21 protein-coding genes are annotated in these 23537 nt (G+C 55.8%); 14 read left to right on the top strand and 7 right to left on the bottom strand.

The features are described from left to right. From ACXAIA_RS09215 to pcaQ, 5 genes are all read right to left on the bottom strand, one after another. Positions 1-298 (bottom strand): IS110 family transposase (locus ACXAIA_RS09215; protein WP_475349057.1); only part of this gene is annotated, 298 nt, incomplete at its 3' end. A 261-nt stretch (positions 299-559) separates the two neighbouring features. Then, a complete protein-coding gene (locus ACXAIA_RS09210) occupies positions 560-1951 on the bottom strand; it encodes a TRAP transporter large permease (RefSeq protein WP_475349056.1) in 1392 nt (463 codons plus the stop codon). Next, positions 1944-2441 carry a TRAP transporter small permease gene (locus ACXAIA_RS09205; protein ID WP_475345749.1) on the bottom strand — a complete coding sequence of 166 codons (498 nt, stop codon included), beginning with the start codon at positions 2439-2441 and terminating at the stop codon, positions 1944-1946. The genes ACXAIA_RS09210 and ACXAIA_RS09205 overlap by 8 nt, the downstream gene beginning before the upstream one ends. 94 nt (positions 2442-2535) lie before the next feature. Then, positions 2536-3567 carry a TRAP transporter substrate-binding protein gene (locus tag ACXAIA_RS09200; protein ID WP_475349055.1) on the bottom strand — a complete coding sequence of 344 codons (1032 nt, stop codon included), beginning with the start codon at positions 3565-3567 and terminating at the stop codon, positions 2536-2538. A 244-nt stretch (positions 3568-3811) separates the two neighbouring features. Continuing rightward, on the bottom strand, positions 3812-4753 hold the full coding sequence (gene pcaQ, locus ACXAIA_RS09195) for a pca operon transcription factor PcaQ (RefSeq protein ID WP_475349054.1): 942 nt from the start codon (positions 4751-4753) through the stop codon (positions 3812-3814). Positions 4754-4897: 144 nt separating this feature from the next. Here pcaQ and pcaD point away from each other — a divergent pair, with 144 nt between their 5' ends. The 8 genes from pcaD to pcaB all read left to right on the top strand — a co-directional run bounded on the left by pcaD (position 4898) and on the right by pcaB (position 11848). Continuing rightward, positions 4898-5698 (top strand): 3-oxoadipate enol-lactonase, encoded by an 801-nt coding sequence (gene pcaD / locus ACXAIA_RS09190; protein ID WP_475349053.1) that lies wholly within the window; start codon positions 4898-4900, stop codon positions 5696-5698. Then, entirely contained in the window at positions 5691-6083 is a 393-nt protein-coding gene (gene pcaC / locus ACXAIA_RS09185) for a 4-carboxymuconolactone decarboxylase (RefSeq protein WP_152630574.1), read from the top strand. The genes pcaD and pcaC overlap by 8 nt, the downstream gene beginning before the upstream one ends. A 4-nt stretch (positions 6084-6087) precedes the next feature. Continuing rightward, a complete protein-coding gene (gene pcaH, locus ACXAIA_RS09180; protein ID WP_475349052.1) occupies positions 6088-6789 on the top strand; it encodes a protocatechuate 3,4-dioxygenase subunit beta in 702 nt (233 codons plus the stop codon). Between the two features lie 3 nt (positions 6790-6792). Then, positions 6793-7380 (top strand): protocatechuate 3,4-dioxygenase subunit alpha, encoded by a 588-nt coding sequence (pcaG, locus tag ACXAIA_RS09175; RefSeq protein ID WP_475349051.1) that lies wholly within the window; start codon positions 6793-6795, stop codon positions 7378-7380. 115 nt (positions 7381-7495) lie between these two features. Beyond that, a complete protein-coding gene (locus ACXAIA_RS09170; protein ID WP_475345755.1) occupies positions 7496-8350 on the top strand; it encodes a CoA transferase subunit A in 855 nt (284 codons plus the stop codon). Between the two features lie 14 nt (positions 8351-8364). Beyond that, positions 8365-9138 carry a CoA-transferase subunit beta gene (locus ACXAIA_RS09165; protein ID WP_475349050.1) on the top strand — a complete coding sequence of 258 codons (774 nt, stop codon included), beginning with the start codon at positions 8365-8367 and terminating at the stop codon, positions 9136-9138. 23 nt (positions 9139-9161) lie between these two features. Next, positions 9162-10367 carry a 3-oxoadipyl-CoA thiolase gene (gene pcaF, locus ACXAIA_RS09160; protein WP_475349049.1) on the top strand — a complete coding sequence of 402 codons (1206 nt, stop codon included), beginning with the start codon at positions 9162-9164 and terminating at the stop codon, positions 10365-10367. Between the two features lie 143 nt (positions 10368-10510). After that, on the top strand, positions 10511-11848 hold the full coding sequence (gene pcaB, locus ACXAIA_RS09155) for a 3-carboxy-cis,cis-muconate cycloisomerase (RefSeq protein WP_475349048.1): 1338 nt from the start codon (positions 10511-10513) through the stop codon (positions 11846-11848). A 42-nt stretch (positions 11849-11890) separates the two neighbouring features. Here pcaB and ACXAIA_RS09150 read toward each other — a convergent pair whose 3' ends face one another. Beyond that, positions 11891-12382, bottom strand: a complete 492-nt coding sequence (locus tag ACXAIA_RS09150; protein WP_475349047.1) for an N-acetyltransferase family protein — start codon at positions 12380-12382, stop codon at positions 11891-11893. A 268-nt stretch (positions 12383-12650) separates the two neighbouring features. On the opposite strand from ACXAIA_RS09150, the gene ACXAIA_RS09145 reads away from it, so the two are divergent. The 3 genes from ACXAIA_RS09145 to ACXAIA_RS09135 all read left to right on the top strand — a co-directional run bounded on the left by ACXAIA_RS09145 (position 12651) and on the right by ACXAIA_RS09135 (position 14732). After that, on the top strand, positions 12651-12875 hold the full coding sequence (locus tag ACXAIA_RS09145; protein ID WP_475349046.1) for a YgaP family membrane protein: 225 nt from the start codon (positions 12651-12653) through the stop codon (positions 12873-12875). Positions 12876-13034: 159 nt separating this feature from the next. After that, on the top strand, positions 13035-13448 hold the full coding sequence (locus ACXAIA_RS09140; RefSeq protein ID WP_475349045.1) for a protein tyrosine phosphatase family protein: 414 nt from the start codon (positions 13035-13037) through the stop codon (positions 13446-13448). Positions 13449-13595: 147 nt separating this feature from the next. Next, positions 13596-14732: a GNAT family N-acetyltransferase/peptidase C39 family protein gene (locus ACXAIA_RS09135; RefSeq protein WP_475349044.1), complete on the top strand. Its 1137-nt coding sequence runs from the start codon at positions 13596-13598 to the stop codon at positions 14730-14732. Between the two features lie 42 nt (positions 14733-14774). Here ACXAIA_RS09135 and ACXAIA_RS09130 read toward each other — a convergent pair whose 3' ends face one another. Then, positions 14775-16745 carry a GNAT family N-acetyltransferase gene (locus tag ACXAIA_RS09130; protein WP_475349043.1) on the bottom strand — a complete coding sequence of 657 codons (1971 nt, stop codon included), beginning with the start codon at positions 16743-16745 and terminating at the stop codon, positions 14775-14777. 33 nt (positions 16746-16778) lie between these two features. Between ACXAIA_RS09130 and ACXAIA_RS09125 the strand changes: the two genes are divergently transcribed. The 3 genes from ACXAIA_RS09125 to ACXAIA_RS09115 are packed head-to-tail and all read left to right on the top strand — an operon-like array spanning position 16779 to position 23487. Further along, entirely contained in the window at positions 16779-17042 is a 264-nt protein-coding gene (locus tag ACXAIA_RS09125; protein WP_475349042.1) for a hypothetical protein, read from the top strand. Continuing rightward, the gene (locus ACXAIA_RS09120) at positions 17039-19054 is read left to right on the top strand and encodes an autotransporter assembly complex protein TamA (protein ID WP_475349041.1); all 2016 of its coding nucleotides are present in this window, start codon (positions 17039-17041) and stop codon (positions 19052-19054) included. The genes ACXAIA_RS09125 and ACXAIA_RS09120 overlap by 4 nt, the downstream gene beginning before the upstream one ends. After that, a complete protein-coding gene (locus ACXAIA_RS09115) occupies positions 19051-23487 on the top strand; it encodes a translocation/assembly module TamB domain-containing protein (protein WP_475349040.1) in 4437 nt (1478 codons plus the stop codon). The genes ACXAIA_RS09120 and ACXAIA_RS09115 overlap by 4 nt, the downstream gene beginning before the upstream one ends. Positions 23488-23537: the final 50 nt, after the last annotated feature.

Here is a 23537-nt window from a genome sequence, read left to right as displayed (position 1 = left end):
TCCGGTCGGTTTTGGACAGTTGGCCGCTGGCGCGGGCGAACTGGCGGATATATTTCGCATTCACCTTTGCAACGGGCCGGCGTGCTGCCAGTAAGGCTTCAACAATTGATCGTTCATAGCCTCCTGTCGGTTCAACAAGGATACGCTCAACATCCTCATACCCGGCAAGCCAACCAAGAAAGCTGGCAATGCCCGAGGGCGTATTGGCAAAAGTTTTTGTCCGGTTTTCAGGTAACAGGCAAATATCAAAGGTGGATTTCGATATATCGATCCCCACAAAACGCGTAGTATAAGTCATTGGCTTTGTCCCTCTTATACACGAGCGTAAAAGCTCTCTCAGCGGTTCGACGAAGCCTCAGGGTGCTCAGAGGGTTCTGCTTTTTCACGACCGTCAAGGGTCCTGCCCGCAAGGGCTCAACCGCTCTGTGCACCGTGAACGGGTGGTGGCCACCACCCGTTCAAACAAAAGAGGCAGAAGGATCATAACAAATCCTTCTGCCTCTCAAAGTATAAGCCCGCCACGATAACGGGCGGGCTTTTGCAAAACAAATGATCTTCGCTAATTGCCAAGGATGGTTGGCACAAACAGCGTTATTATCGGCGCAAAGATCAGTAACAGAATTCGGATGATCTCCGCACCGAAGAACGGCATGACACCGCGGAAGGTCTGGGTCATTGGAACACCCTTGGCAAGGGCATTGATGATGAACACGTTCAAGCCCACAGGCGGCGTGATCAGACCCAATTCCACGACAATGAGGGCCAGGATACCAAACCAGATCTTAAGGTCCTCGGTCCCCATGCCATAGGCCGCAGTCGCGGCCGTAGCCCAGTCACCACCGTTGATGTCAACAAGGGCCGGCCAGAAGAACGGGATCACCACGACGATCATCGACAGGCTTTCCATGAAGCAGCCCAGAAGGATCAGGGCCAGCAGCATCAGAACCATGACAAGCCATGGGTCAAAGCCACTGGTCGCGGCAGCTTCGGCCATATAGGCCGGAAGGTTCGCGCGGCTAAAGAAGCCCTTGAGGATTTCCGCACCCAGAAGGATGAAGAAGATCATCGAAGACGTAATCGCCGTATCCTTAAGCGACTGACGCAGGCCCTTCCAGGTCAGCCCACCTTTGCCTTTCCAGCTCATATAGGCGCCATACACCAGAATGGCGAACACACCCACACCGGCCGCAGGCGTCGGCGTAAACAGACCGGCACCGAGCCCCAGAATGATCGAACCAAAGATCACCATCACCGGGATCAGGCGCAGCAAGGCTTCCTTGCGTTCGGCGGCTGGCATCGGTTCGGGTTTCGGGGCCAGTGACGGGTTCAGGCGCACCTGAATGGCAATCACCGCCATAAAGAACAGAACGGCAATCAGGCCCGGAATGATCGCGGCCTGAAACATCTGAATGATGGAGGCCTCAACCGTCACCGCATAAATTACAAGTGCAACCGACGGCGGGATCAGGATCCCCAGCGTACCGCCCGCTGCCAGCGTGCCGGTGGCCAGACGCGGCGAATATTTCAGACGGTCAAGCTCGGGCAGGGCGACCTTACCCATGGTCGATGCGGTTGCAAGCGATGATCCGCATACCGCGCCAAAACCGGCACAGGCACCGATGGCTGCCATGGCGACACCACCGCGGAACCGACCCAGCATGGCATTGACGCCCTGGAATAGATCACGCGACAGGTTGGCCTGGCTTGCGAGATAGCCCATCAGAACAAATAGCGGAACGACCGACAGTTCATAGTTCGAGACAATCCCGTAAAGCAGGGATTTGAATTGCTGCAGATAGGGGTCAAAGCGCAGGAACGGGAAAAACAGGCTCAGCACATAGTTGCCGCCGATCCCGACGCCGACCATGGCAAGGCCGACCGGAACGCGCAGGGCAAGAATGAAAAAGAGAACGGCAAGGCCACCAAGGCCGATCAATTCACGTTCAGACATCGGCTTCTCTTTCGAAAATCTGACTTCCGGCAATTGCGGCCCACAGGAACATCGCAATGATGCCCGGAACATAGAACGGCCAGATCGGCCAGCCCAGAATTGCGGAAAGGGTGTTGTCGCCACGAACCTCGATCAGGCCATTGACCATCATGTATCCAAGGAACAGCGCCAGACAGGTCATCAGTATGCCGGAAATCGCGTCAACAACGCGCGAAAACCAGTCGGGAAACATTTTGATGAAGACATCAACCGCGACATGACCGCGATGCGCCTGACAATACGGGAAAAACATCAGGGCGGCCGAACTGACGATCATGCTGACAAAGTCCTCATAGCCGATAATGGCTGGGACATTGGCATCGAACAGTCGGGCAATCTTGTCCAGACCAAAGGCGGTAACGTTGACAATCGTTACAATCGCGATCAGCAGGGCAAGCATGCCACCGGCAACGGCAAGCCATGAGGCAGCCTTGTAGAGCACGTTTTTCATATCTCTAACAATCTAGCGGGCAATCTAGCGGGAAAACAGGGCCACGCATCGCATGATACGTGACCCCACAATATTTACCAGTAACTTGAAACTGTTACTTGGTATGAGCCTGAACGGCAGCTTTCGCGTCTTCGACGAGTTTCGCGCCATCAATGCCGTTTGATTTGGATTCTTCGATCCAGCGATCAACGACAGATGCGGCTGCATCGTCAAAGGTTGCTTTTTCGGCTGCGGTCAGTTGAACAACTTGGCCCTTGCCTTCGTTGACCATACGCTTGCCAACTTCTTCAACGCCGTTAAAGACGTCACCAATCTGGGCTGCAAAATCACGGCCCGAGTTGCGGTCGATTATTTCCTTGAGATCATCAGGCAGGCTCTCGTAACGGTCCTTGTTCATCGCGAACAGGAAGGTCGAGGTGCCAAAGCGCGAATTCACGCCTTCGCCTTCAACGGAATAGGAAATCAATTCAGCCAGTTTCAGCGGCGGCACAACTTCGAAAGGCACCAGACCGCCATCAACGACGCCGAGCGACATCGCCTGCGGCAGGGCCGGGACCGGCATGCCAACCGGTTCTGCACCCCAGGATTCAATCACCCAGGAACCGGTACGGGTCGGGGTGCGGAGTTTCAGGCCTTTGACATCGTCAACGGTGCGGACTTCTTTTTCGGTTAGATGAATGGCCTGACCGGCATGCACGTGAACAGCAAGCGGGTGGATGTCGTTAAGGTCTTCGGCGTATTCTTCCTTCAGATCCCACATCGCAAGGTTGGTTGCGCGTGCATCGCCAAGATGAATCCCCGGAAGTTCAAACACTTCAAGGCGCGGGAACACGCCCGGGGTGTATCCCGGCAGTGTCCAGACGATGTCAGCCACGCCATCACGAACCTGGCGATACAGTTCCGGCGGATTGCCGCCCAGCGACATGGACGGAAAGATTTCAAACTTGATGCGGCCGTTTGATTCTTCTTCGATCTTCTTTGCCCACGGTTCAATCATTTTGGACTGGGCCGGTGCCTTCGGACCCAGGAAATGGTGGACGGTCAAGGTGACTTCCTGTGCGTGTGCGCCGAACGACACCATGGTCGCGACAGCAGCACCGGCAAGCATTTTGGTGATCTGTTTCATTCTCTTCCTCCTTATGAACGTCTTGTCGCGTTCATTGCGCCGACAAGCGTTTCAGCCACGATGCGCATCTAGCGTACGAAGTTGTCCAAGAGTTCTTTTTGTTGTTCTTGGTCTTGTTTTTATTGTTTTTTTTATCGCATGACCTGCGTTTGACGCATTTCAGCCATGCCGAATTAAGTGCAATCTAATAGGTACGTGATGGTTATGTATAATGATATGTAGGCACATATCCATAACCAAATGATTATGTGTTTGCCCCTGCCTGTTCGCTGTGATGACGGGATGCTTCTTCGCGCACGGCATTGATCAGCATTTCAACCGGCGGGGAAATCGGCGAATCAATTCGGGTGGTCAGGCCAACCGGACCAAAGGTATCGCTGGTATCAATCGGCAGTTCGACAAGATGTCCCTCGACAATATCGGATGCAACCGCCCCGTTCGAGATAATCCAGATCGCATCGGTTTCACGCGTGAAAGCGCGGCCGAAAGATGTCGAAACGGTTTCGATACGGTCGGGCAGGGCGCCGATGCCATGCGCAATCAGCATCTTGTCGACGGTCGGGTGAATAATCGCCTGTTTGGGCGGCACGAGAACGGTGAATTCGCGAATGCGGGTAATGTCCGGGTTCTTGTCGGCCAATAACGGGTGCCCCGGCCGCGCGACCAGCGAGATGTGTTCTGAATAAAGATGAATGAACGACAGGCCCGACATCTGATCTGGCTCGGCCAATCGCCCGACCACAAGATCAAGTTCCCCCACGCGCAATTGCCCCATCAACATCACGTTCGGACCCGCCACGACCTTGACCGTGGTATCGGGGCTAAGGGTTTTGAAATGACGAATGGCGTTGGGCATCACACTTGCGGCCACGGTGGGCAATACGCCCAGATTGATCGAAAGCCCGCCATGCATGCGCACCTGGCTGATGCTGTCGACACCCTGACGCAGGGCCGTGACGCTGGCCCCGGCATAACGCAAGAACACCTTGCCGAAATCGGTCAGGGTGACCCCACGCTTTGATCGGTCAAACAGGCGCGCATCAAGATGCTCTTCGAGTTCGCGGATGGTTTTCGACACGGCCGGCTGGGTAATGGACAGCGTATCGGCAGCCTTGACGACGCTGCGTTGGCGCGCGACCTCCAGAAAGCAGGTCAGATGACGGAATTTGATGCGTTGATCTAGCATGCAGCCCTACATGTCAGCAGTTTAGAATGTTCCGATGGGTGTCTGATGTATAATTATATAGTTATGCAAAATACGCAATTCCTCATTTTACATAACCAAAACCATCTGCGAATGTAAGGCCAAACAAGCAGGGTGGAAACGATAATGAGTCTGCAAGTCGCCCCGGTCAACGGGACACACATTCATTATAGCCAGTCGGGGCCGAAAGACGGTCCGGTGCTGGTCTTTGCAAATTCTCTGGGTACTGATCTGCGCATCTGGGACGATGTTGTCGGGACGCTGTCCGAACGCTTTAACATCGTAACGTATGACAAGCGTGGCCATGGTCTTTCCGGGATTGGTGATGCGCCGTACGACGTTTCGCTGCATGCCAATGATCTGATCGGGTTGCTTGATTATCTTGGGTTGGATCAGGTGATCATTTGCGGCCTGTCGGTCGGCGGTCTGATCGCCCAGAGAGTCACTGAACTGGTGCCCGGTCGTGTGCGTGGCCTGATCCTGTGTGATACGGCATCCAAGCTTGGCGATTATGACAGCTGGAACACCCGGATCGAGGCCATCAAGGCCGACGGGATTGCATCCATGGGCGATGCGATTATCGAACGCTGGCTGTCGCCGACCTTCCGCACGGAACGGGTGCTTGAAACCGCGATGTATCGCGACATGCTGGTTCGCACCACGGTCGAAGGCTATGTCGGGACCTGCATCGCGCTGCGCGATGGTGATCTGCGCGATGCGGCGGGAAAAATCGCTGTTCCAACCCTATGTATCTGTGGATCGGAAGACCTGGCAACGCCGCCCGATGTGGTGCGCGCCATGGCATCTGCCATCCCCGGTGCCGAATTCGAATTGATTGACGGGGTCGGGCATCTGCCATGTATCGAAACCCCTGAATTGCTGACCCGGTTGATCGACCGATTTACCAAGGAGAAGAACCTTGTCTGAGAGCCGGTATGACGTTGGCATGAAAACCCGCCGTTCCGTTCTGGGCGATGCACATGTGGATCGCGCATCCAAGAACATCACGGAAATCGACGAAGGTTTTCAGCGCTATATCACCGAGAATGTCTGGAATGGTGTCTGGACGAGTGACGCGTTCACCAAGCGTGAACGTTCGATCGTGACCATCGCGCTGCTTGCAGGGCTTGGCCATGAAGAAGAACTCGCCATGCATATCCGGGCGACCTTGAATACCGGGGCAACGCGCGATGATATCCGTGAAACCCTGATGCATGTTGCGGTTTACGCCGGCGTTCCCGCCGCCAATACGGCGTTCCGCATCGCCAAACAAGCCTATGCCGAGATCGACGCGGCATCCAAGGGAGAGTAGTCTCATGTCCACCTTCAAGCCGCGTGACTGGGGTTCCCACGCCCCCTATATCGCACCCGGTTACAAATCGACCCTGCTGCGCGGGCCAAGCCAGGCACCGCTTGCCATCAAGTCTGGCCTGACCGAAGGCACCGGTCCGCGCTTTGCCCCGGCATGCGTGCGTGAAATGGATTTCGATCTGACCAAAAACGGTGTCGTCAATGGCGAGCCGCTTGGTGAACGCATTGTCGTGCATGGCCGTGTGATGGATACCGATGGTCGCCCGCAGCCCAACACCCTTGTTGAGATTTGGCAGGCAAACGCATCCGGTCGTTATGTGCACAAGGTTGATCAGCATGATGCGCCGCTCGATCCCAATTTCCGAGGATCAGGGCGTTGCTTTACCAATGATCAGGGCAATTATAAGTTCTATACCATCAAGCCGGGTGCCTATCCGTGGGGCAACCACTTCAATGCATGGCGTCCGAACCATATCCATATCTCACTGTTTGGTCCGGGCTTTGCCACCCGCCTTGTCACCCAGATGTATTTCCCGGGTGATCCGCTGCTGGATCTCGATCCGATTTTCCTTGGTACCGAGGACGCGCAAGCGCGCGAACGCCTGATTGCCAAATTCTCGATCGACAAGACTGAGGAAGGCTTTGCCCTTGGTTATCAGTTCGACATTGTCCTGCGCGGACGCAACGGCACCCCGATGGAGAATTAAGTCATGGCTTATGGTGAAACCCCCTCACAGACGGTTGGTCCGTATTTCGCCTATGGCTTGACCGCAGGCCAGTACGCATACGACTTCACCGATATCGCCGATCCGACTGTTGCAGGCCCAGATGCGGCGGGTGAACATATCCGCATCACCGGCACCGTTTTTGATGGCGAAGGCAATCCGGTCAATGATGCGATGATCGAAATCTGGCAGGCCGATGCCAATGGCGTTTACAGCGAAAAGCCGGTTGATGTTTCTGAAACCGGGTTCCGCGGCCTTGGCCGTTGCGGCACGGGAACGGATGCCAAGCTGCGCTTCTGGTTTGACACGGTAAAGCCGGGTGTTGTCGAAGACGCCGAGGCGCCGTTTGTCAACGTGATCGTGTTTATGCGCGGCATGCTGGTTCACGCCTTTACCCGTTTCTATTTCGACGATGAAGCAGACCGCAATGCAAAGGATCCAGTCTTGCAGTCAGTCCCGGCAGATCGTCGCGACACCCTGATTGCCAAGCGTGTCGAAACCCCGACGGGGATTGAATACCGGATCGATATTCACATGCAGGGGGACCGGGAAACCGTGTTCTTCGACGTGTAAGTCGATCTGGTCCGATGGCTGCGTCGGCTGCTTTGGGGAAAGCCAGCGGTCGCAGCCATCGACCTCCTTTCTCGCACTCGTAAATTTTTTTGATTGATACCACAGGAGTTTTGCCGTGGTTGCACGTTTCATGTCGCTTAAAGAGGCGGTCGCATCCTGCGTCAAGGATGGCGACACCATCTCGATGGAAGGCTTTACCCATCTGATCCCGCATGCTGCCGGACACGAAATCATTCGTCAGGGCATCAAGGATCTGACCCTGATCCGTATGACCCCCGATATGATCTATGATCAGCTGATCGGTGCGGGTTGTGCGAAAAAACTGGTCTTTTCCTGGGGCGGTAACCCCGGTGTTGGCTCGCTGCACCGTCTGCGCGATGCCTATGAAAAGGCATGGCCGACCAAGCTTGAGATCGAAGAACACAGCCACGCGGCGATGGCCAATGCCTATGACGCGGGGGCTGCTGGCCTGCCTTGTGCGGTGTTCAAGGGCTATCGCGGGGCGGAACTGCCGCGTGTGAACCCGAATATCAAATTCATCGAATGCCCGTTCACCGGCGAAAGCCTGGCAGCTGTTCCGGCGATCCGCCCGGATGTCACCGTTGTGCACGCCCAAAAGGCCAACAAAAAAGGCGATATCCTGTTTGAAGGCATTGTCGGTGTGCAGAAAGAAGCTGTGCTGGCGGCGAAGAAATCCATCATCACGGTCGAAGAGATTGTCGATGATTTCGGTGATATCTCGCCCAATGCCGTCATGCTGCCCAACTGGGCGGTAACGGCGATTGTCGAAGTTCCGGGTGGGGCGCATCCGTCCTACGCGCAGGGCTATTACAGCCGTGACAACGCATTCTATAAGGCATGGGACCCGATTGCCCGTGATCGCGAAGCGTTCCAGGCCTGGCTCGAAGAGCATGTCATTAATGGCGGTCCCGAAGATTTCGCGGCCAAGCGTGAAGCAAACAAAGGCTAAGCGGAGGAAAAATTATGGTTGAATATACCCCGACTGAAATGATGACGGTATCCGCCGCACGCGCGCTTAAAAACGACGATGTGTGCTTTGTTGGCATCGGGATGCCGTCGGCAGCGTGTAACCTCGCACGCCTGACCCATGCGCCTGACATTACCCTGATTTATGAAAGTGGCACCATCGGCACCAAGCCGGACGTTCTGCCGCTGTCGATTGGTGATGGCGAGCTTTGCGAAACCGCTGTGAACACGGTAGCCGTGCCGGAAATGTTCCGTTACTGGCTGCAGGGCGGCAAGATTTCGGTTGGCTTCCTTGGTGCGGCCCAGCTTGACAAGTATGGCAACATCAACACCACCGTGATCGGTGATTACGACAACCCCAAGGTCCGCCTGCCGGGCGGCGGTGGTGCGCCGGAAATCGCGACCAGCTGTGGTGAAGTCTTCCTTGTCATGAAGCAAAGCAAACGCGGCTTTGTCGATAAGATCGATTTCGTGACATCGCTTGGTCATGGCAAGGGCGGTGATGACCGCGCGTCTTACGGCGTTGATACCAAAGGTCCGTCGCGTCTGATTACCGATCTTTGCATCATGGAACCGCATCCGGTGGGCAAGCAATTCGTTGTGACTTCGATCCATCCGGGCGTAACCCGCGAAGAAATCATCGAAAATACCGGTTGGGATGTTGAGTTCGCCGACGAAGTCGCCGAAACTGCGATCCCGTCCGAGAAAGAATTGCAGGTTCTGCGTGAACTGCATGCTCGTACCGCCAAGGCCCATGGGGACCAGCAGTAAGAGCAATAAAAAGGATCTTAGAAATGGCTGACGCATATATTTGCGATTACATCCGCACCCCGATTGGCCGCTTTGGTGGCAGCCTGTCACAAGTGCGCGCCGATGATCTTGGTGCCATTCCGCTGAAAGCGCTGATGGACCGTAACACGGATCTGGATTTTGCCGCTGTTGACGACATCGTCTTTGGCTGTGCGAACCAGGCCGGTGAAGACAACCGTAACGTTGCGCGTATGTCATCGCTTCTGGCTGGTCTGCCGGAAACGGTTACTGGCACAACGGTCAACCGTCTGTGCGGTTCGGGCATGGATGCAATCATTATTGCCGCGCGTGCGATCAAATCGGGCGAAGCAGACCTAATGATTGCCGGCGGCGTTGAAAGCATGTCCCGGGCGCCGTTTGTCATGCCAAAGGCGTCTTCGGCCTTTTCGCGCAATGCCGAAATCTATGACACCACCATTGGCTGGCGCTTTGTGAACCCGGTGATGAAGAAACAGTACGGCGTGGATTCCATGCCCGAAACCGGCGAAAACGTTGCCGAGGATTTCAACATCTCGCGCGAAGATCAGGATGCCTTTGCTGCCCGTTCGCAGGACAATGCCGTCGCCGCACAGGAGAATGGCAATCTGGCTGAGGAAATCACTCCGGTGACCATTCCGCAGCGTAAAGGCGACCCGGTTGTTGTTTCCAAGGACGAACATCCGCGTCCGGGCACCACGGCCGAAAAACTTGCCAAACTGCCGACCCCGTTCCGTGAAGGCGGTTCGGTCACGGCGGGTAACGCATCGGGTGTCAATGACGGCGCAGCAGCGCTGATCGTCGCATCCGAGGAAGCGGTCAAGAAATATGGCCTGACCCCGATTGCACGCGTTGTTGGTGGGGCGACCGCCGGTGTGGCGCCGCGCATTATGGGCTTTGGCCCGGCCCCGGCATCCAAGAAGCTTCTCGCACGCCTTGGCTGGTCAACCGACGAGCTTGATGTGATCGAATTGAACGAGGCCTTTGCATCACAGGGGCTGGCGACACTTCGCGATCTTGGCATCGCCGATGACGACGCACGTGTGAACCCCAATGGTGGCGCGATTGCCCTTGGTCATCCGCTGGGCATGTCCGGTGCGCGTATTGCCGGCACCGCAGCCCTGCAGATGAAACGTAGCGGTGGCAAACGTGCGCTGGCGACCATGTGCATTGGCGTTGGTCAGGGCATCGCGATTGCGCTTGAAGCTGTGTAAGGCTGATGGCGGATTGATCTTTTAAAGGTGCCCCTGTGCCGGTTGACGGGCAGCGGCTTCTTTTTGCGTTATTGACCAATATGGTTGCTGGCGCGACACTATCGACTTGAATTCACACCTGTTTGAACGGTGGATGATACCTGATGAGCGTTTCACCCTTTGACTCTGCCCTGCTTGGGGATCTGTTTTCCGATCCGGAAATTGCCGCGCTGTTTGAAGACCGGGCACAGATTTCATCCATGCTGCTTTTTGAATCGGCCCTTGCAGCGGCGGAGGCACGCGCAGGCGCGATTCCGCAAGAAAGTGCCGTTCGCATTGCCGATGTGTGCCGCGATTTCAATCCGGATCCGGCAACGCTTGCGGGACCGACCGCCAGTGCAGGCGTTCCGGTGCCGGCACTGGTCAAGGCGTTGAAGGGCGAAATTGGTGGCGAAGATGCACGATATGTTCATTTCGGTGCCACCAGTCAGGACGTGGTGGATACGGCTCTTGTCCTGCAGCTGCGTGATGCGATTGCGATCATTCGTCGTCGCATTCGCAAATTGGCCAAGGTGCTTGCAGCCCATGCCGATAGCCATCGCAAGACGGTGATGATTGGTCGTACCCGATCCCAGCAGGCGGTTCCGACCACCTTTGGTCTTAAGGCCGCCGGATGGCTGGCACCACTTGTTCGGATTGATCGCCGGATTGAAAGCCTGGCGTCTGATTTGCTTCGCGTTTCGTTTGGCGGGGCTGCGGGGACGTTGGCTTCCATCGGGGCAAAGGCCGCTGATGTTGAAAACAATCTGGCCGAGGAACTTGATCTGCCCCTGGCTGATATGCCCTGGCATGCGCAGCGTGACGGCCTCGTCGATTTTGCCAGCCAACTGACGGCACTGACCGGTGCGCTTGGCAAAATGGGGCAGGATTTGGTTCTGCTGGCGCAATCCGAAATTGCCGAAGTCCAGCCCGGAAAGGGCGGTGGATCATCGACCATGCCGCACAAATCCAATCCGGTGCAGGCGGAAATGCTGGTGACCCTGGCGCGCTTTAATGCCGGGCAGCTGGGTACCTTTTCCCAAGCACAACTGCATGATCATGAACGCTGCGGGGCAAGCTGGCTTCTGGAATGGTTGACCCTGCCACAAATGATCACGGCTACTGGTGCGGCGCTTGCGCAGGCAGTGGATATGGTGCCCGATCTCAAGATCAATACGGATCGAATGGCGCAAAATCTGGAGCTGTCACGGGGTGCAATGCTGGCAGAGGCCGCGACATTTGCCCTTGCCGATCATATCGGGCGAGATGCCGCAGACAAGCTGGTCAAGGAAGCGGTGGCCAAGTCGGCGGCCAATCAAAGCAATCTGTTTGACGAGTTACCGAAACTGACCGATGCGCCGGTTGATTGGGAACATGTCCGCAATCCGGTGAACTATATCGGACAGGCCGATCTGTTCATTGATCGGGTGTTGGGCACAGCACGTCGCGGACTGCGCGACTAAGCAAACAAAAAGGCTGCCAACCGGCAGCCTTTTTTGATGGTGTCATTCCGCCTTGGGCCGGGGCCGCAAGCGTTTTTCAACTGCGTAATTGTGGATCGGCACCCCGCACAGTTCAAAATCACGGCGTTCAACCACCGAGAACCCCTGTTTGAGCATGAAGGATTTGGCGAGCTCGCTTGCCTCGCAATAGAGCTTGCCGATGCCCTGTTTTACGGCCTCGGCCTCAAGCGTGGCATAAAGCGTGGTGACCGCACCGCTTCCAGAGATATCCGGGCTGGCATAGAGAAACCGGATATGGCCATCTGATTCCAGATCGGAAAACGCCACGGGCTGGTTTTTCTCATCAACGGCGATGAAGGTTGTTCGGCCATCATTCATGATGTCGATCCATTGCTCTGGCGTTGGGCAAAGTTCGGACCATACCTTGGTTTGGTCGGGGCCGTATGCGCCTGAGCCCAGTTCGTGAACCGCGCGCCTGAAAACGTCAATCAGGGCAGGGGCATCGCTGTTTTGAAAGGGGCGGATGGTGATCATACCGTGTCTCCCGAATTAGCGGTTTCCGGCAAACAGCATCCGGTGCCTTTCTGCTGCAATATCGATGGCTGACCAAACATGAACGTCTTCCTGAGTGTTTTGATTTTAATCGGTTTTTGCACGGTCAAATGGCAAAGGCAATAGGGTGTGTGGGCATTGTCGATATTTGCATGAGCCGGGCTTGCGTATTGATTCTTATCAATGAAAAACAATAGTTCATAATGTTATGTATTAAAAACAATTGATCGCCTTTCCCAAGGAGGAATTCATGGCAAATGTTGGAACTCTGGACCGTCTTGTTCGTGCCGTCGCTGGCGTTGTTTTGCTGGCTTTGCCGTTTGTTTCGGCGCCCCCGGAAGACGGTGGTATGGCGTATGGCGTTTATGGCTGGGTGATGATTGCTGCTGGTGTTGTCATGCTGGTGACTGCAGCGTTTCGGTTCTGCCCGCTTTATACGCTGTTCGGAATTCGGACCTGCCCGCTTTCCAAATAAGGCCATAAATGGCTTTTGAAATCGCAATATTCCGTTCGGTTTGTTGTTGTGTGAACGTTATGCTGGTATCCGCAACTCTGTGCGGTATGCTGAGTGTACGTGCTGTAAAAACCCGATCAATCGGGCACGGCGACCAGCAACGACGAACGGAATATAAAAATGAAACGCCTGAGTGATGAACTGACTGTATCTCCGCAAATGCCGATTGAGGCGATTGACGAAATCGCCGCAGCCGGGTTCAAGACCATCATCTGCAATCGACCTGATGATGAAGACCCGGGACAACCTTCATTCTCTGAAATTGCGACCAAGGCCGAGGCAGCCGGTATGAAGGCAATTTTCCAGCCGGTCGCAAGTGGCAATGTATCCGATGCGGATGCGGATGCGTTCGCGGCCAATCTGGCGGCTGCCGAAAAGCCCGTCTTTGCCTATTGCCGCAGCGGCACGCGCTGCACCATTCTTTGGTCGCTGGCCAATGCCGGGCAAATGCCGGCAGGTGACATCATCAAGGCCGCGGCCGATGCCGGATATGACATGTCCCCGCTGGCACCGCGGATCGCGACGCGCGGCTAGGCGATCTGAATTTGCAGGTTATGCGGTGTGTTGCTGTGCAAAAAAACGCAGTGAGCATCGCATAAATTGCACTATTCCTTTTTTGCGTTTCATGACGATATATCCGCGCATGCCCGGACTGGCATGGGTTTATCAAGTGATAGTGCGATGGCATTAAACGCAGACCAACTCCCCGATATCCGATTTCGACCTTCGAACAGCGATGATCTTGCTGTGCTGTGCGACATCGAAAACGACTCTTTTGATGTCGACCGACTAAACCGGCGTGCCTTCAAGCGCTTTATCGGCAGTGAAACCGCACGCTTGACCGTGGCGGAAACCGCGGATGGTGCCGTTGTTGGCTATGCGTTGGTGATCTTCCGCCGCAATGTTGCGCTCGCGCGCCTTTATTCCATGGCGGTGTCACCCGATCAGCGCGGGCAGGGGATCGGTCGCGCCCTGATCGCACAGGCCGAAGAGCTCAGCCTTGATTTCGGTGCGCCGGTCCTGCGTCTTGAATTCAGTCAGAAAAATCCGGATGCGATCAGTTTGTTTGCGGCAAACGGGTACCGGGAATTTGCCCTTTATCCGGATTACTATCCTGATCACAGCAATGCCGTTCGTATGGAAAAGGTCCTGGTGCCAAACGCGATGCACCTGCCATCACCCATTCATTTCTATCACCAGACCCTGCCATTTACCTGTGGTCCGGCGGCCTTGATGATGGCGATGAATGCTCTTGATCCGGATATCGCACTTGATCGCAATCTTGAAATCGCGCTGTGGCGTGAAGCCACTACGATCTTCATGACATCCGGGCATGGCGGGTGCGGCCCGCTTGGGCTGGCGCTGGCAGCGCATAAGCGCGGCTTTGACGCCGAAGTACTCAGCAGCCGCGATGGGCCGCTTTTTGTCGATACTGTACGCAAACCCAAAAACCGCGAAGTGGTCGAACTGGTGCATTACGACTTTGCCCGTCAGGCGCTTGATGCCAGCATTCCGGTCACAACCGGCCCGTTTGGCATTGCCGAGATCGAAGAGCGCACCAAACAAGGCAAAATGGCACTGGTCCTGATCAGCCAGTACCGCATTTATGGGGACAAGATCCCGCATTGGGTGGTGGTGTCGGGCTTTGATGAGCGGTTTGTCTATATCAGCGATCCTGACATTGGCGAGGACCATGAGCCCTTTACCGGAAGCGATTGCCTGTCCGTGCCCATTCTGCGCCACGAATTCGATCTGATGGCACGCTATGGCCGTGACAAACTGCAAGCCGCTGTCTTTATCCACAAAAAGGCCGGGTAAATACCCGGCCTTTCTCTTCGTCTGCGATCCGCTGTGATCAGTTTATGGTCGTGCGATCTTGCCAAGAAGATGCGCAATGATCCGGCGATACAAATCCATGCCCAGAACCACATCCTCGACCCCGGCATCGATATTGGGGTTGTCATTCACCTCGATCACCATCGGGCCATAGGGTGTTTCCTTGACGTCCACACCATAAAGGCCATCGCCCATCAGGCGGGCAGAGGCAAGGGCTGTCGCAACGATGTCAGCTGGTGCTTCTTCGACCGGCAGGGTTTCAAACCCGCCTTCCTCAAAGCTTTTGCCGTCATCTTCATGTTTGACGATTTGCCAGTGGCCTGGCGCCATGAAGTAGCGGCTGGCAAAGATGGCTTCACCGCCCAGAACACCAATTCGCCAGTCAAAGGTGGTTTCGACATATTCCTGAATGACGAGAAGTTCGGAATTCTTGAACATCTCGGTCGCAACTTCATTGAGGTGTTCAGGCGATTTGACCTTGCGCACCCCGCGCGAGAAACAACCATCAGGCACCTTCAGAACCGACGGGAAGCTGAATTGCTGGCCGATTTCGGCAATGCGACGCTTGTCAAAGATCGCACTTTTGGGCGCCGGGATACGGTGTGTGCGCAGCAATTCGGCCAAATAGACCTTGTTGGTACAGCGCAGCATCGAGTCCGGATCGTCAATCACCGGAATGCCTTCCTTTACCGCGCGCTTGGCAAAGCGATAGGTATGATGATCAAGGGCGGTGGTTTCGCGGATCAGCAGCGCATCAAATTCCGAAAGATGATGGAAATCCTTCGCCGTGATCAGTTCGGCCTTGGCCCCCAGGTCGGATGCGGCCTGCACGAAATTGGCAAGCGCTTCCTTATCAGATGGCGGCAGGACTTCGTCCGGGTCATGTAGAATGGCGACAAGGGCGGTCGGCGGGGTGACGTTGCCCTGTTTGCGCACGCGACCACGGAGATAGGCACGCAAGGCGGCCTCGAACTCGGCAAGGTTGCTGTCATCAAGCTGGTTGATCGACGGGGCTTCGATTTCACGCAAAATCCTGCGGTCCTGCGGATTAAGATGCAAACGCAGGATCGGGCAGCGGAACTGATCAAAGGCGCGTTCGCCAATCTGACGGAACTTCTTGTTCGCCGTGCGCCCGAAATAGACGTCGATATATTCTGGCGCCTGATCGGGTGTCTGGCCTGATTTTTCCAATGCCTCGATGATTTGCGGGCTCAGTTCCGCACGCGCGGTTTTCTGCAGGCGTTTCCAGTTGAGATCCAAAAGAACATCAGCCTCGGGAATGACGCGCTCTGCCCGGGCCGCAGCCAGAAGGCTGCAATAATAGCCACGCGACAGATACTCATAAGACTGGCACAGGTTGATCACACGCCGGTTACGCACCCCGTGATCAAGGGCGAGATAGTCGCGCACCCGCACAACCCGCGCACCTGATACGGCAAAGCGTTGATCCGACAGACGGTCAACAAGGATCAGCGGCGCGCCGGTGGCAACGGCTGGCGTGACAGTGCCTTCGCCGTCATAAAGCGCATGCTCAAGCCGGATGCCATCGCCGCCATCTTCGTAATAGCCTGGAAGATCGGCAATTCGAGCATAGCCGTGTCGTTCATACAAGTTGCGCGCGGTTTTGTTGCTAGTACGCACTTCAAGGCGCATGCACGTGCATCCCGCATCCATCGCAAGGTTTTCAAGCCCGGCGAGGAGTTGCGTCCCCAAACCCTTGCCGCGCCAGTCTTTTGCAATCGCCAGTGAGTAAATCCGCGCGGTCACCGCATTGGCACGCAGCAACAGCAAGCCATACCCGACAATATCAGGATGATCGGCATCACCGGCATCGGCGACCAGAAGACGCGCACTGGCTTGGCGCAGGAAGCGCGAAAACGATGCGCGCGAGATCAGATCGCTGTCGAAATTGCCGGTCTCAAGGGCGCAAAGCCCATCAAGATCGGCACAGATGGCATTGCGGATGATAACAGTATCGGTTCGGGTCGAAGTCACTGCGGGGACCTCCTGCGGTGGGGTGAAGCAATCTTGTTGCTTTCAACTCCCGGTACGCTCAATCTTGAAATCTCACAAGCGCATTTATCGTTCATAGCCATGCCATTTTTTCATGGATCATGGCACAGGTCGCACTCGACCAATGCGTCGAATAAAAATATGGTGTTTTCAAAAGGCTGTTTTGAAACATTTAATAATCCTGATCGTTTGCACCTATATGGAAAACAAGGTCCAAACGAAACAAGTTCAGTCATGACCCGCCAGAAAGGCGGGCCGATCAAGGGCACGATGGTTTGAATAAGAACATCCTTCGCACTTTCCCGGCTTTCGGGCGCCGTGCTGCTATTGTCCCGCTCTTGCTGGCGGGCACGATGCTTTCGGCATGCGCATCCGACGAGGAAGGCGGCGGGTTGCTGGGGCTGGGCAACGGTAACGGCAACGGCGGCGACGTCGTTCAAAACGATCTTCAAACCACCATTCCCTATGACGTCGAAATTACCGGCATTGATACGCAGGAAGAAAACCTGATTGCGGCATTGAATTCGGTCAGTACCGCACAGCGTCTGCAATCGCGCCCGACCGCGTCGCGTGCCGGATTGCAGCGTCGTGCCGAAGACGATATCGAACGCTTTCAGGCGGTGCTGCGATCCAGCGGTTTTTACGACGGCCAGATCACCTTTGATATCCAGGAAAAGCCTGTAATCAGCCCATCAGAGGATGCGCCCGAAACCGATACGCCAGCCCAGGGTGCTGGCGAAGATACTGTCGATGGGCACGCGGGCGATGACACGCTTGAAACAACGACGGTTCAACCAACACCCTTGGTTTTGACCTATACTGTCGATGTCGGCACGCCTTATTTGATTGCGGCCGTCAATCTTGTGATCACCCGTCCGGATCGGGTGGTCGAGCGCCACGCGACTGACGAGGAACTCGAAAAGACCCGTCTTGAAATCGGTCAGCGCGCCACGGCGGAGCCGATCATTCTGGGCGAACAATACGGCGTCGATATCCTGCGCGAACAGGGTTATCCGCTTGTTGAGGCGGGAAAACGCACCATTCTGGCCGACACCGCGCAAAAAACGATCACGATCAATTACGCCTTCAATACCGGGCCACTGGCAAAGTTTGGCGATATCACGGTGAACGGGGCAGAGGATGTCGATCCTGATTTTATCGCGGGCTATCACAGCTGGGAGCCGGGCGAACAATATCATCCCGACCAGGTCCGCACCACGCGCCGGGATCTGGCGCAAAGCAACTTGTTTGACAGTGTGATTGTCAAAGTCGCCGGACCGGTAAATGACAATGGTGAAGTGCCTGTCGAAATTGATGTGGTTGAGCGCAAAATGCGCTCGATCGGTGGCGGGGTGAACTTCTCGATCGCGGATGGGCCGGGGGCCAATGCCTTTTGGGAACACCGCAACCTGTTTGGCAGGGGGGAGAAGCTGCGGCTTGGTGTTGATGTTTCAAGCCTTGAACAGGGCATGTCGGCCGAATTCAAGAAGCCGCAATTCCTGGAACGCCGTCAGTCCTTTGTTGCCGAGGCGGATGCCAAAAACAACGACACCGATGCCTATAAGGGCTCAACGGTTGACAGCTTTGTCGGTATTGAACGTCCGCTTTGGGAAAACTGGACGACCACCTTTGGCGTGACGGCGGAATATTCCGATCTTACCGGCTCAGATTCCCCGAACGAGCAATTCTATCTTGCCGGTCTGCGCGGTATTCTGCGCCATGACAATACCGACAATCCGCTTGACCCGACCGAGGGCAACCGCTTTGAAATCAATGTTTCGCCCTATATGGGTCTGACAGACAAGGACACCAATTTCACGTCTGTCTCTTTGGCCGGGTCGCAATATCTGGCGTTTGACGACGATGGTGACTACGTCTTTGCGGCGCGTGCGCGCACCGGCACGATTATCGGCGAGGAACGCGGCAGTCTGCCATCGAACAAACGCTATTATTCTGGTGGCGGCGGATCGATCCGCGGTTACGAATACCAAAAGGTCGGACCGCTTGATGATGAACATGATCCGCTGGGTGGCCGATCCGTACTGGAAGTTGGCGCCGAATTCCGGGCGCGTGTGACCGAAAGCTTTGGCGTCGTGCCATTCATTGAAGGCGGGAATGTTTATGCACGGTCTGAACCCGAAGACATCAGTCTTCTATGGGCAGCCGGCCTTGGCTTCCGCTATTACACGGCGGTCGGTCCATTGCGCTTTGATGTCGCCGTGCCGCTTGATAAACGCGAAAACATTGATGATGATTTCCAATTCTATATCAGTCTGGGGCAGGCATTTTGACCAGGTCTGACACGTCGTCACCGATTGAACCCAAGCCTTCCAAGCCGCGCCCATCCACCAAGAAATGGCTGCGCTATGCCGCCTATGGCCTGGGCGGAACTGTACTTGGTCTTGCCGGTCTGATTGCCATCGCCGGCACGGGGCCGGTCCTGCGCATGGCGACCCCGATGATTAATGAAACGGTCTCGACCGCGACTGACAGTACGTTTGAACTCGGCCGGATCGATGGCAGTCTGTGGACCGGTTTGACGCTTGATCACCTCATAATGGATCGGCCGTCGGACGGGCTGCATGTTGATGTCAATGACGTCGCGTTCGATTGGTCGCCAATGGCACTTCTGGGCGGTCAGTTGCAGATCAACCGTGTAGGTGTGGCTTCGGCAAATATCATTTTGCCAGATGGTACTGCGCCCGAAACGCCCGAAGAAGACGATCAGTCCGGTGGTGGTTTTTCCATGCCGCTTTCCGTGGCGCTGGATGATCTTGATCTTGGCGAAATCGCCATCGTTGATCAGATCACGGGCAACAGCTTTTTATATACCCTCGACGGTCGGGCAAAGGTTGGTAGCAATCTGTCTGCAACAGCATTTCTGGACTTGCAGCCCCGCGATGGCGGCACGGATCGCCTCAAGCTGGATCTGGATTTTGACGGGCCACGTGAACGGCTGTCTGCCGAGATTGATGGCGCCTTGGGTCGCGACGGGTTGGTCATGACCTTGGCGGGTGTTGATCCGAGTGTCGCAACCGATATTACTGTTGCGCTGCGGGGGGATGGCCCCGCTGATGACTGGAGCGGGACGCTTGATTTTTCAGCGGACGGCTATGCATCGCTTCAAAGCGATATCGGCGTGCAGCTGTCATCAGATGTTCTGGCCTTTGCCCTTGATGGCGGGCTTGTCCCGCAGGAACGCATTACCGAACAGTTGCCGGAAAACCTCCACAAGAACATCGAACTCGGCATTGGCGGGGCATTTGATCAGGGTGACCAAACCCTTGCTCTTGATCGCATTTCGATTGCGATGGCAAATGCCCTGTCATTGTCTGGCACAACCGCAATCGATCTTGATCAAAGCCAGATCACGGCGGATATCAATGCCGATATTGATCCGGAAATGGCCGAGCTTTTGGATGGGGCAGTAACCTGGTCGGAGCTTGGGCTTTCGGTAAAAGCCAATGGCAATCTGGCGATGCCTGGTCTTGCGGTGCGCGTCAATGGCCGTGATGTCAAAACCCCCATATCCCAGATTGATGATGTCACCCTGCAGGGTGATAGGCCTGCGACGGACGACATTGACGACCCCGTCCAGGCGGCCGTGGCTTTGTCGACATCCGGGACAAATTGGGATGATCCGGGGCTTGACGCATTTCTTGGTGCAGAACAAAGCCTGACCCTTGATGCGAAAATGTCGCCGGATTTTGCCAATATCTCGGTTCGGGATATGGCCATAAACGTACCCGACATCACCCTGCGCGGGCAGGCGGATGTGAACGAAGATCTGGTGGTTTCCACCTCAAACCTTGTGGCCGAAATCCGTGATCTGGCGATTTTTGCACCGATTTCGGGGCTTGATCTGAGTGGGCGCGGGCAGGTGGCCTTGCCCGATCTGACATGGTCGGACGCACAGGGCCTTGAAACTGGTCTTGAAGTCTCCGCCAGTCAGGCCGCATTCGGGATTTCGGATCTTGATCGTATTATCGGGCAGGCACCGCGTATTACAGGCAATGTCGCGCTCACGCCCGATCTTGATCTAAGTGTGGATGTAATAGCCCTCCAAACAGCGATGATTAACGGCCCGCTGAAGCTGAATATCACCGACGCGTTCGAGAAACTGGCACTTGAAAGCAAGCTCGATATCGCACCGGGTGTTGTGCCACCCGACCTTGGTCTTGAAATTGAACCGGCAACCTTAACGGCCAACCTTGATGGTGCCTTGTCGGCCCCACCGGGCACGATTGAGCTCAGCGTGCCAAGCCTTGATGTCGCGGGGCAAAGCTTCTCGGACATCGTGCTGACAAGCGAGATGTCATGGTCTGAACAGTCTGTTTTGTCGCTTGGCAATGCTGCGGACTTCATGTGGGAAAGCCGGGCGTTCAAGCTTGCCGCCAATGTCGTCTTGCCAACTGACGAATTGCGCGTTGAAGGCATCGCTCTTAATGGGCAGCATCTGGCGCTTTCTGGTGACATCACCCTGCCGGATTACAACGTTCCGATGCACGGTGATATTGCGCTTTCAAACCTTGATGCCGAGCTGCTTGATCAGTTTGGTGTCGGGTTTGGTAATGGGACCCTGGTTGCTGATATTGCGCTTCGTCCGGACAATGACCGTCAAACCATTACGGCCTCTGCATCTGCCAAGGGGCTTCGGATGGCCGAAACCGATAATGCCAATCCGACCATGATCGAGGATGTCGAACTTGATGCCACGATTGCTAACGCGTTCGACGCGCCGGAAATATCTGCCAAACTGAACGGGCGTGACATCATCACCGGTGCCATCGCGATTGATGAAGTCGCCCTTGATGTCGAAGGCGGTCTGGATGCGCTTGCGATCACGATGGACGGTGCCGGGCTTTATCAGGGCAACGTGCCGATTTCGACAGATCTGGTTGCGGATGTCGCCCTTGGCGATGATATCAACGTCACCGCCAGCCAGTTTGATGCCAACATCGGGGATCAGAGCATCGCGCTTCGCAAACCGTTGGAATTTGTCTTGCGGGCAAATGGCCGTCAGCAGCTTGTTGCCGACCTGACGGTTGGAACCGGGCATCTGGTGGCAAACCTTGATCAGGAAGCCCAGCAACGATCGATTTCCGGCGAGGTTCATCTCAATGACGTTGATCTTGGCCCGTGGGGCCGCATTTCCGGATATGACGGGCTGAGCGGCACGGCAAATCTCGATGCGCGCTTGCGTGAAACCCGCGGCAATTTGCCAACAGCAGAGGTCAAAGGCCGGATTTCAGGCATCACGGCCAAGGCGGTTGCCGATCTGAAGCCGTTTGAAATGCTGCTTGATATCACGCTTGCGGACGGAACACTTAACGGCCAGGCGTCGCTTGGCAATGGCGATATCGATGCCCTGACGGCGGAGGGCACCGTTCCGCTTGCCATTTCTGTCCTTGAGCAGGAATTCAGCCCGGACCTTTCAGCACCGGTATCGGCGCGCGTACGTCTGAATGGAGAGATTGCCGAGTTCTGGCCCTATGTTCCGGCCCCGGATCATCAGGTGTCAGGCAAGATCAAGCTCGCGCTGGATGTCAGCGGGACGCTTGGTGATGTGCGCTGGAACGGGGACGTATCCCTTGCCGGCGGTCACTATGAAAACCTTGAATACGGGACCATCCTTGATCAGATGGCGCTTGAGGGCACCTTTGACCAGGCAGGCCTTTCCATCCCGTCCTTTACGGCAACCGACGGCGGCAATGGCGCAGCGGAGGCATCTGTCGATCTTGATCTGCTTGATGGCGGAGAGGTACGTTATGACGTCTCTGCTGATCTGCGCAACGTTGCCCTGTCGCGCAAGGATGAACTGCAATTCTGGGCCGATGTGCAAACCAGCGTGACCGGCTCACAGTCCGAGGCGGATATTCAAAGCAAAGTGTCGGTTCTGCGCGGCGAAGTCGATCTGACCCTGGCTCTGCCGGAATCAGTACCGACGATTGAAATTGAAAACCTGCCTGATGCGTCCGACACCGAAGCCACCGAGGAAACCGACGACGCTGAGGGGGGATTTGTTGGCAATCTGGATGTCACGGTAGACATTCCGGGACGCCTGTTTGTGCGGGGCAAGGGACTTGATTCCGAGTGGGGCGGGCGGCTTGATATTTCCGGTGCCACCGATGATCCGCGCATCAGCGGGCAATTGTCCGCGCTCCGTGGGCAGCTTGATGTGATCGGCAAGACCTTTGTCATTCGGGATTCCCAGATTACCTTTGCCGGTGCGTCACCGCCGGATCCGATGCTCGATATCGAAGGGGTCTATTCCACCGAAGATCTGGTCGTGACGGCTGGTTTCCAGGGGCCGTCAAGTGACCCTGAACTTGTGTTGTCTTCCAATCCGTCGCTACCCGAAGACGAAATCCTGTCGCAGGTCCTGTTTGGCAAGTCACAAGGCAGCCTGTCTGCAGTCGAAGCCGTTCAGTTGGCAAGTGCGCTCAATGAACTGTCTGGCGGCGGCACGGGCCTTGATGTGGTGGGAAGCATCCGACGCTTTATCGGTGCGGATGTCTTGCGTGTTGGCGGCGGTGAAGACGGGCCAGAGGTCAAGGTCGGCAAATACCTGACCGAAGGCGTCTATGTCGGTACCAAGGCCGGATCCACCCCGGGGTCAAGCGGTGTCGAAGTCGAAATTGAAGTCACCCCGAACATCAGTGTCACCAGCGAAACCACCGAAATCGACAGCAAGGCTGGCGTTCAGTACAGGCTTGATTACTAGGAAGCCTACGCGTCACTGGTGCATGCCATTTGTTTATCGACACTACAGCC

This window comes from Thalassospira sp. ABL2_045 (genome assembly GCF_056161285.1).
Note: the sequence above shows the minus strand (reverse complement) of the source record. Positions and strands in the feature narration are given on the sequence as shown.

Bases quoted from the DNA above. Each gene is read 5' to 3' on its own strand.
- ACXAIA_RS09210 (WP_475349056.1), bottom strand. From the start codon at position 1,951: ATGTCTGAACGTGAATTGATCGGCCTTGGTGGCCTTGCCGTTCTCTTT.
- ACXAIA_RS09205 (WP_475345749.1), bottom strand. From the start codon at position 2,441: ATGAAAAACGTGCTCTACAAGGCTGCCTCATGGCTTGCCGTTGCCGGT.
- ACXAIA_RS09200 (WP_475349055.1), bottom strand. From the start codon at position 3,567: ATGAAACAGATCACCAAAATGCTTGCCGGTGCTGCTGTCGCGACCATG.
- pcaQ (WP_475349054.1), bottom strand. From the start codon at position 4,753: ATGCTAGATCAACGCATCAAATTCCGTCATCTGACCTGCTTTCTGGAG.
- pcaD (WP_475349053.1), top strand. From the start codon at position 4,898: ATGAGTCTGCAAGTCGCCCCGGTCAACGGGACACACATTCATTATAGC.
- pcaH (WP_475349052.1), top strand. From the start codon at position 6,088: ATGTCCACCTTCAAGCCGCGTGACTGGGGTTCCCACGCCCCCTATATC.
- pcaG (WP_475349051.1), top strand. From the start codon at position 6,793: ATGGCTTATGGTGAAACCCCCTCACAGACGGTTGGTCCGTATTTCGCC.
- ACXAIA_RS09165 (WP_475349050.1), top strand. From the start codon at position 8,365: ATGGTTGAATATACCCCGACTGAAATGATGACGGTATCCGCCGCACGC.
- pcaF (WP_475349049.1), top strand. From the start codon at position 9,162: ATGGCTGACGCATATATTTGCGATTACATCCGCACCCCGATTGGCCGC.
- pcaB (WP_475349048.1), top strand. From the start codon at position 10,511: ATGAGCGTTTCACCCTTTGACTCTGCCCTGCTTGGGGATCTGTTTTCC.
- ACXAIA_RS09150 (WP_475349047.1), bottom strand. From the start codon at position 12,382: ATGATCACCATCCGCCCCTTTCAAAACAGCGATGCCCCTGCCCTGATT.
- ACXAIA_RS09145 (WP_475349046.1), top strand. From the start codon at position 12,651: ATGGCAAATGTTGGAACTCTGGACCGTCTTGTTCGTGCCGTCGCTGGC.
- ACXAIA_RS09140 (WP_475349045.1), top strand. From the start codon at position 13,035: ATGAAACGCCTGAGTGATGAACTGACTGTATCTCCGCAAATGCCGATT.
- ACXAIA_RS09135 (WP_475349044.1), top strand. From the start codon at position 13,596: ATGGCATTAAACGCAGACCAACTCCCCGATATCCGATTTCGACCTTCG.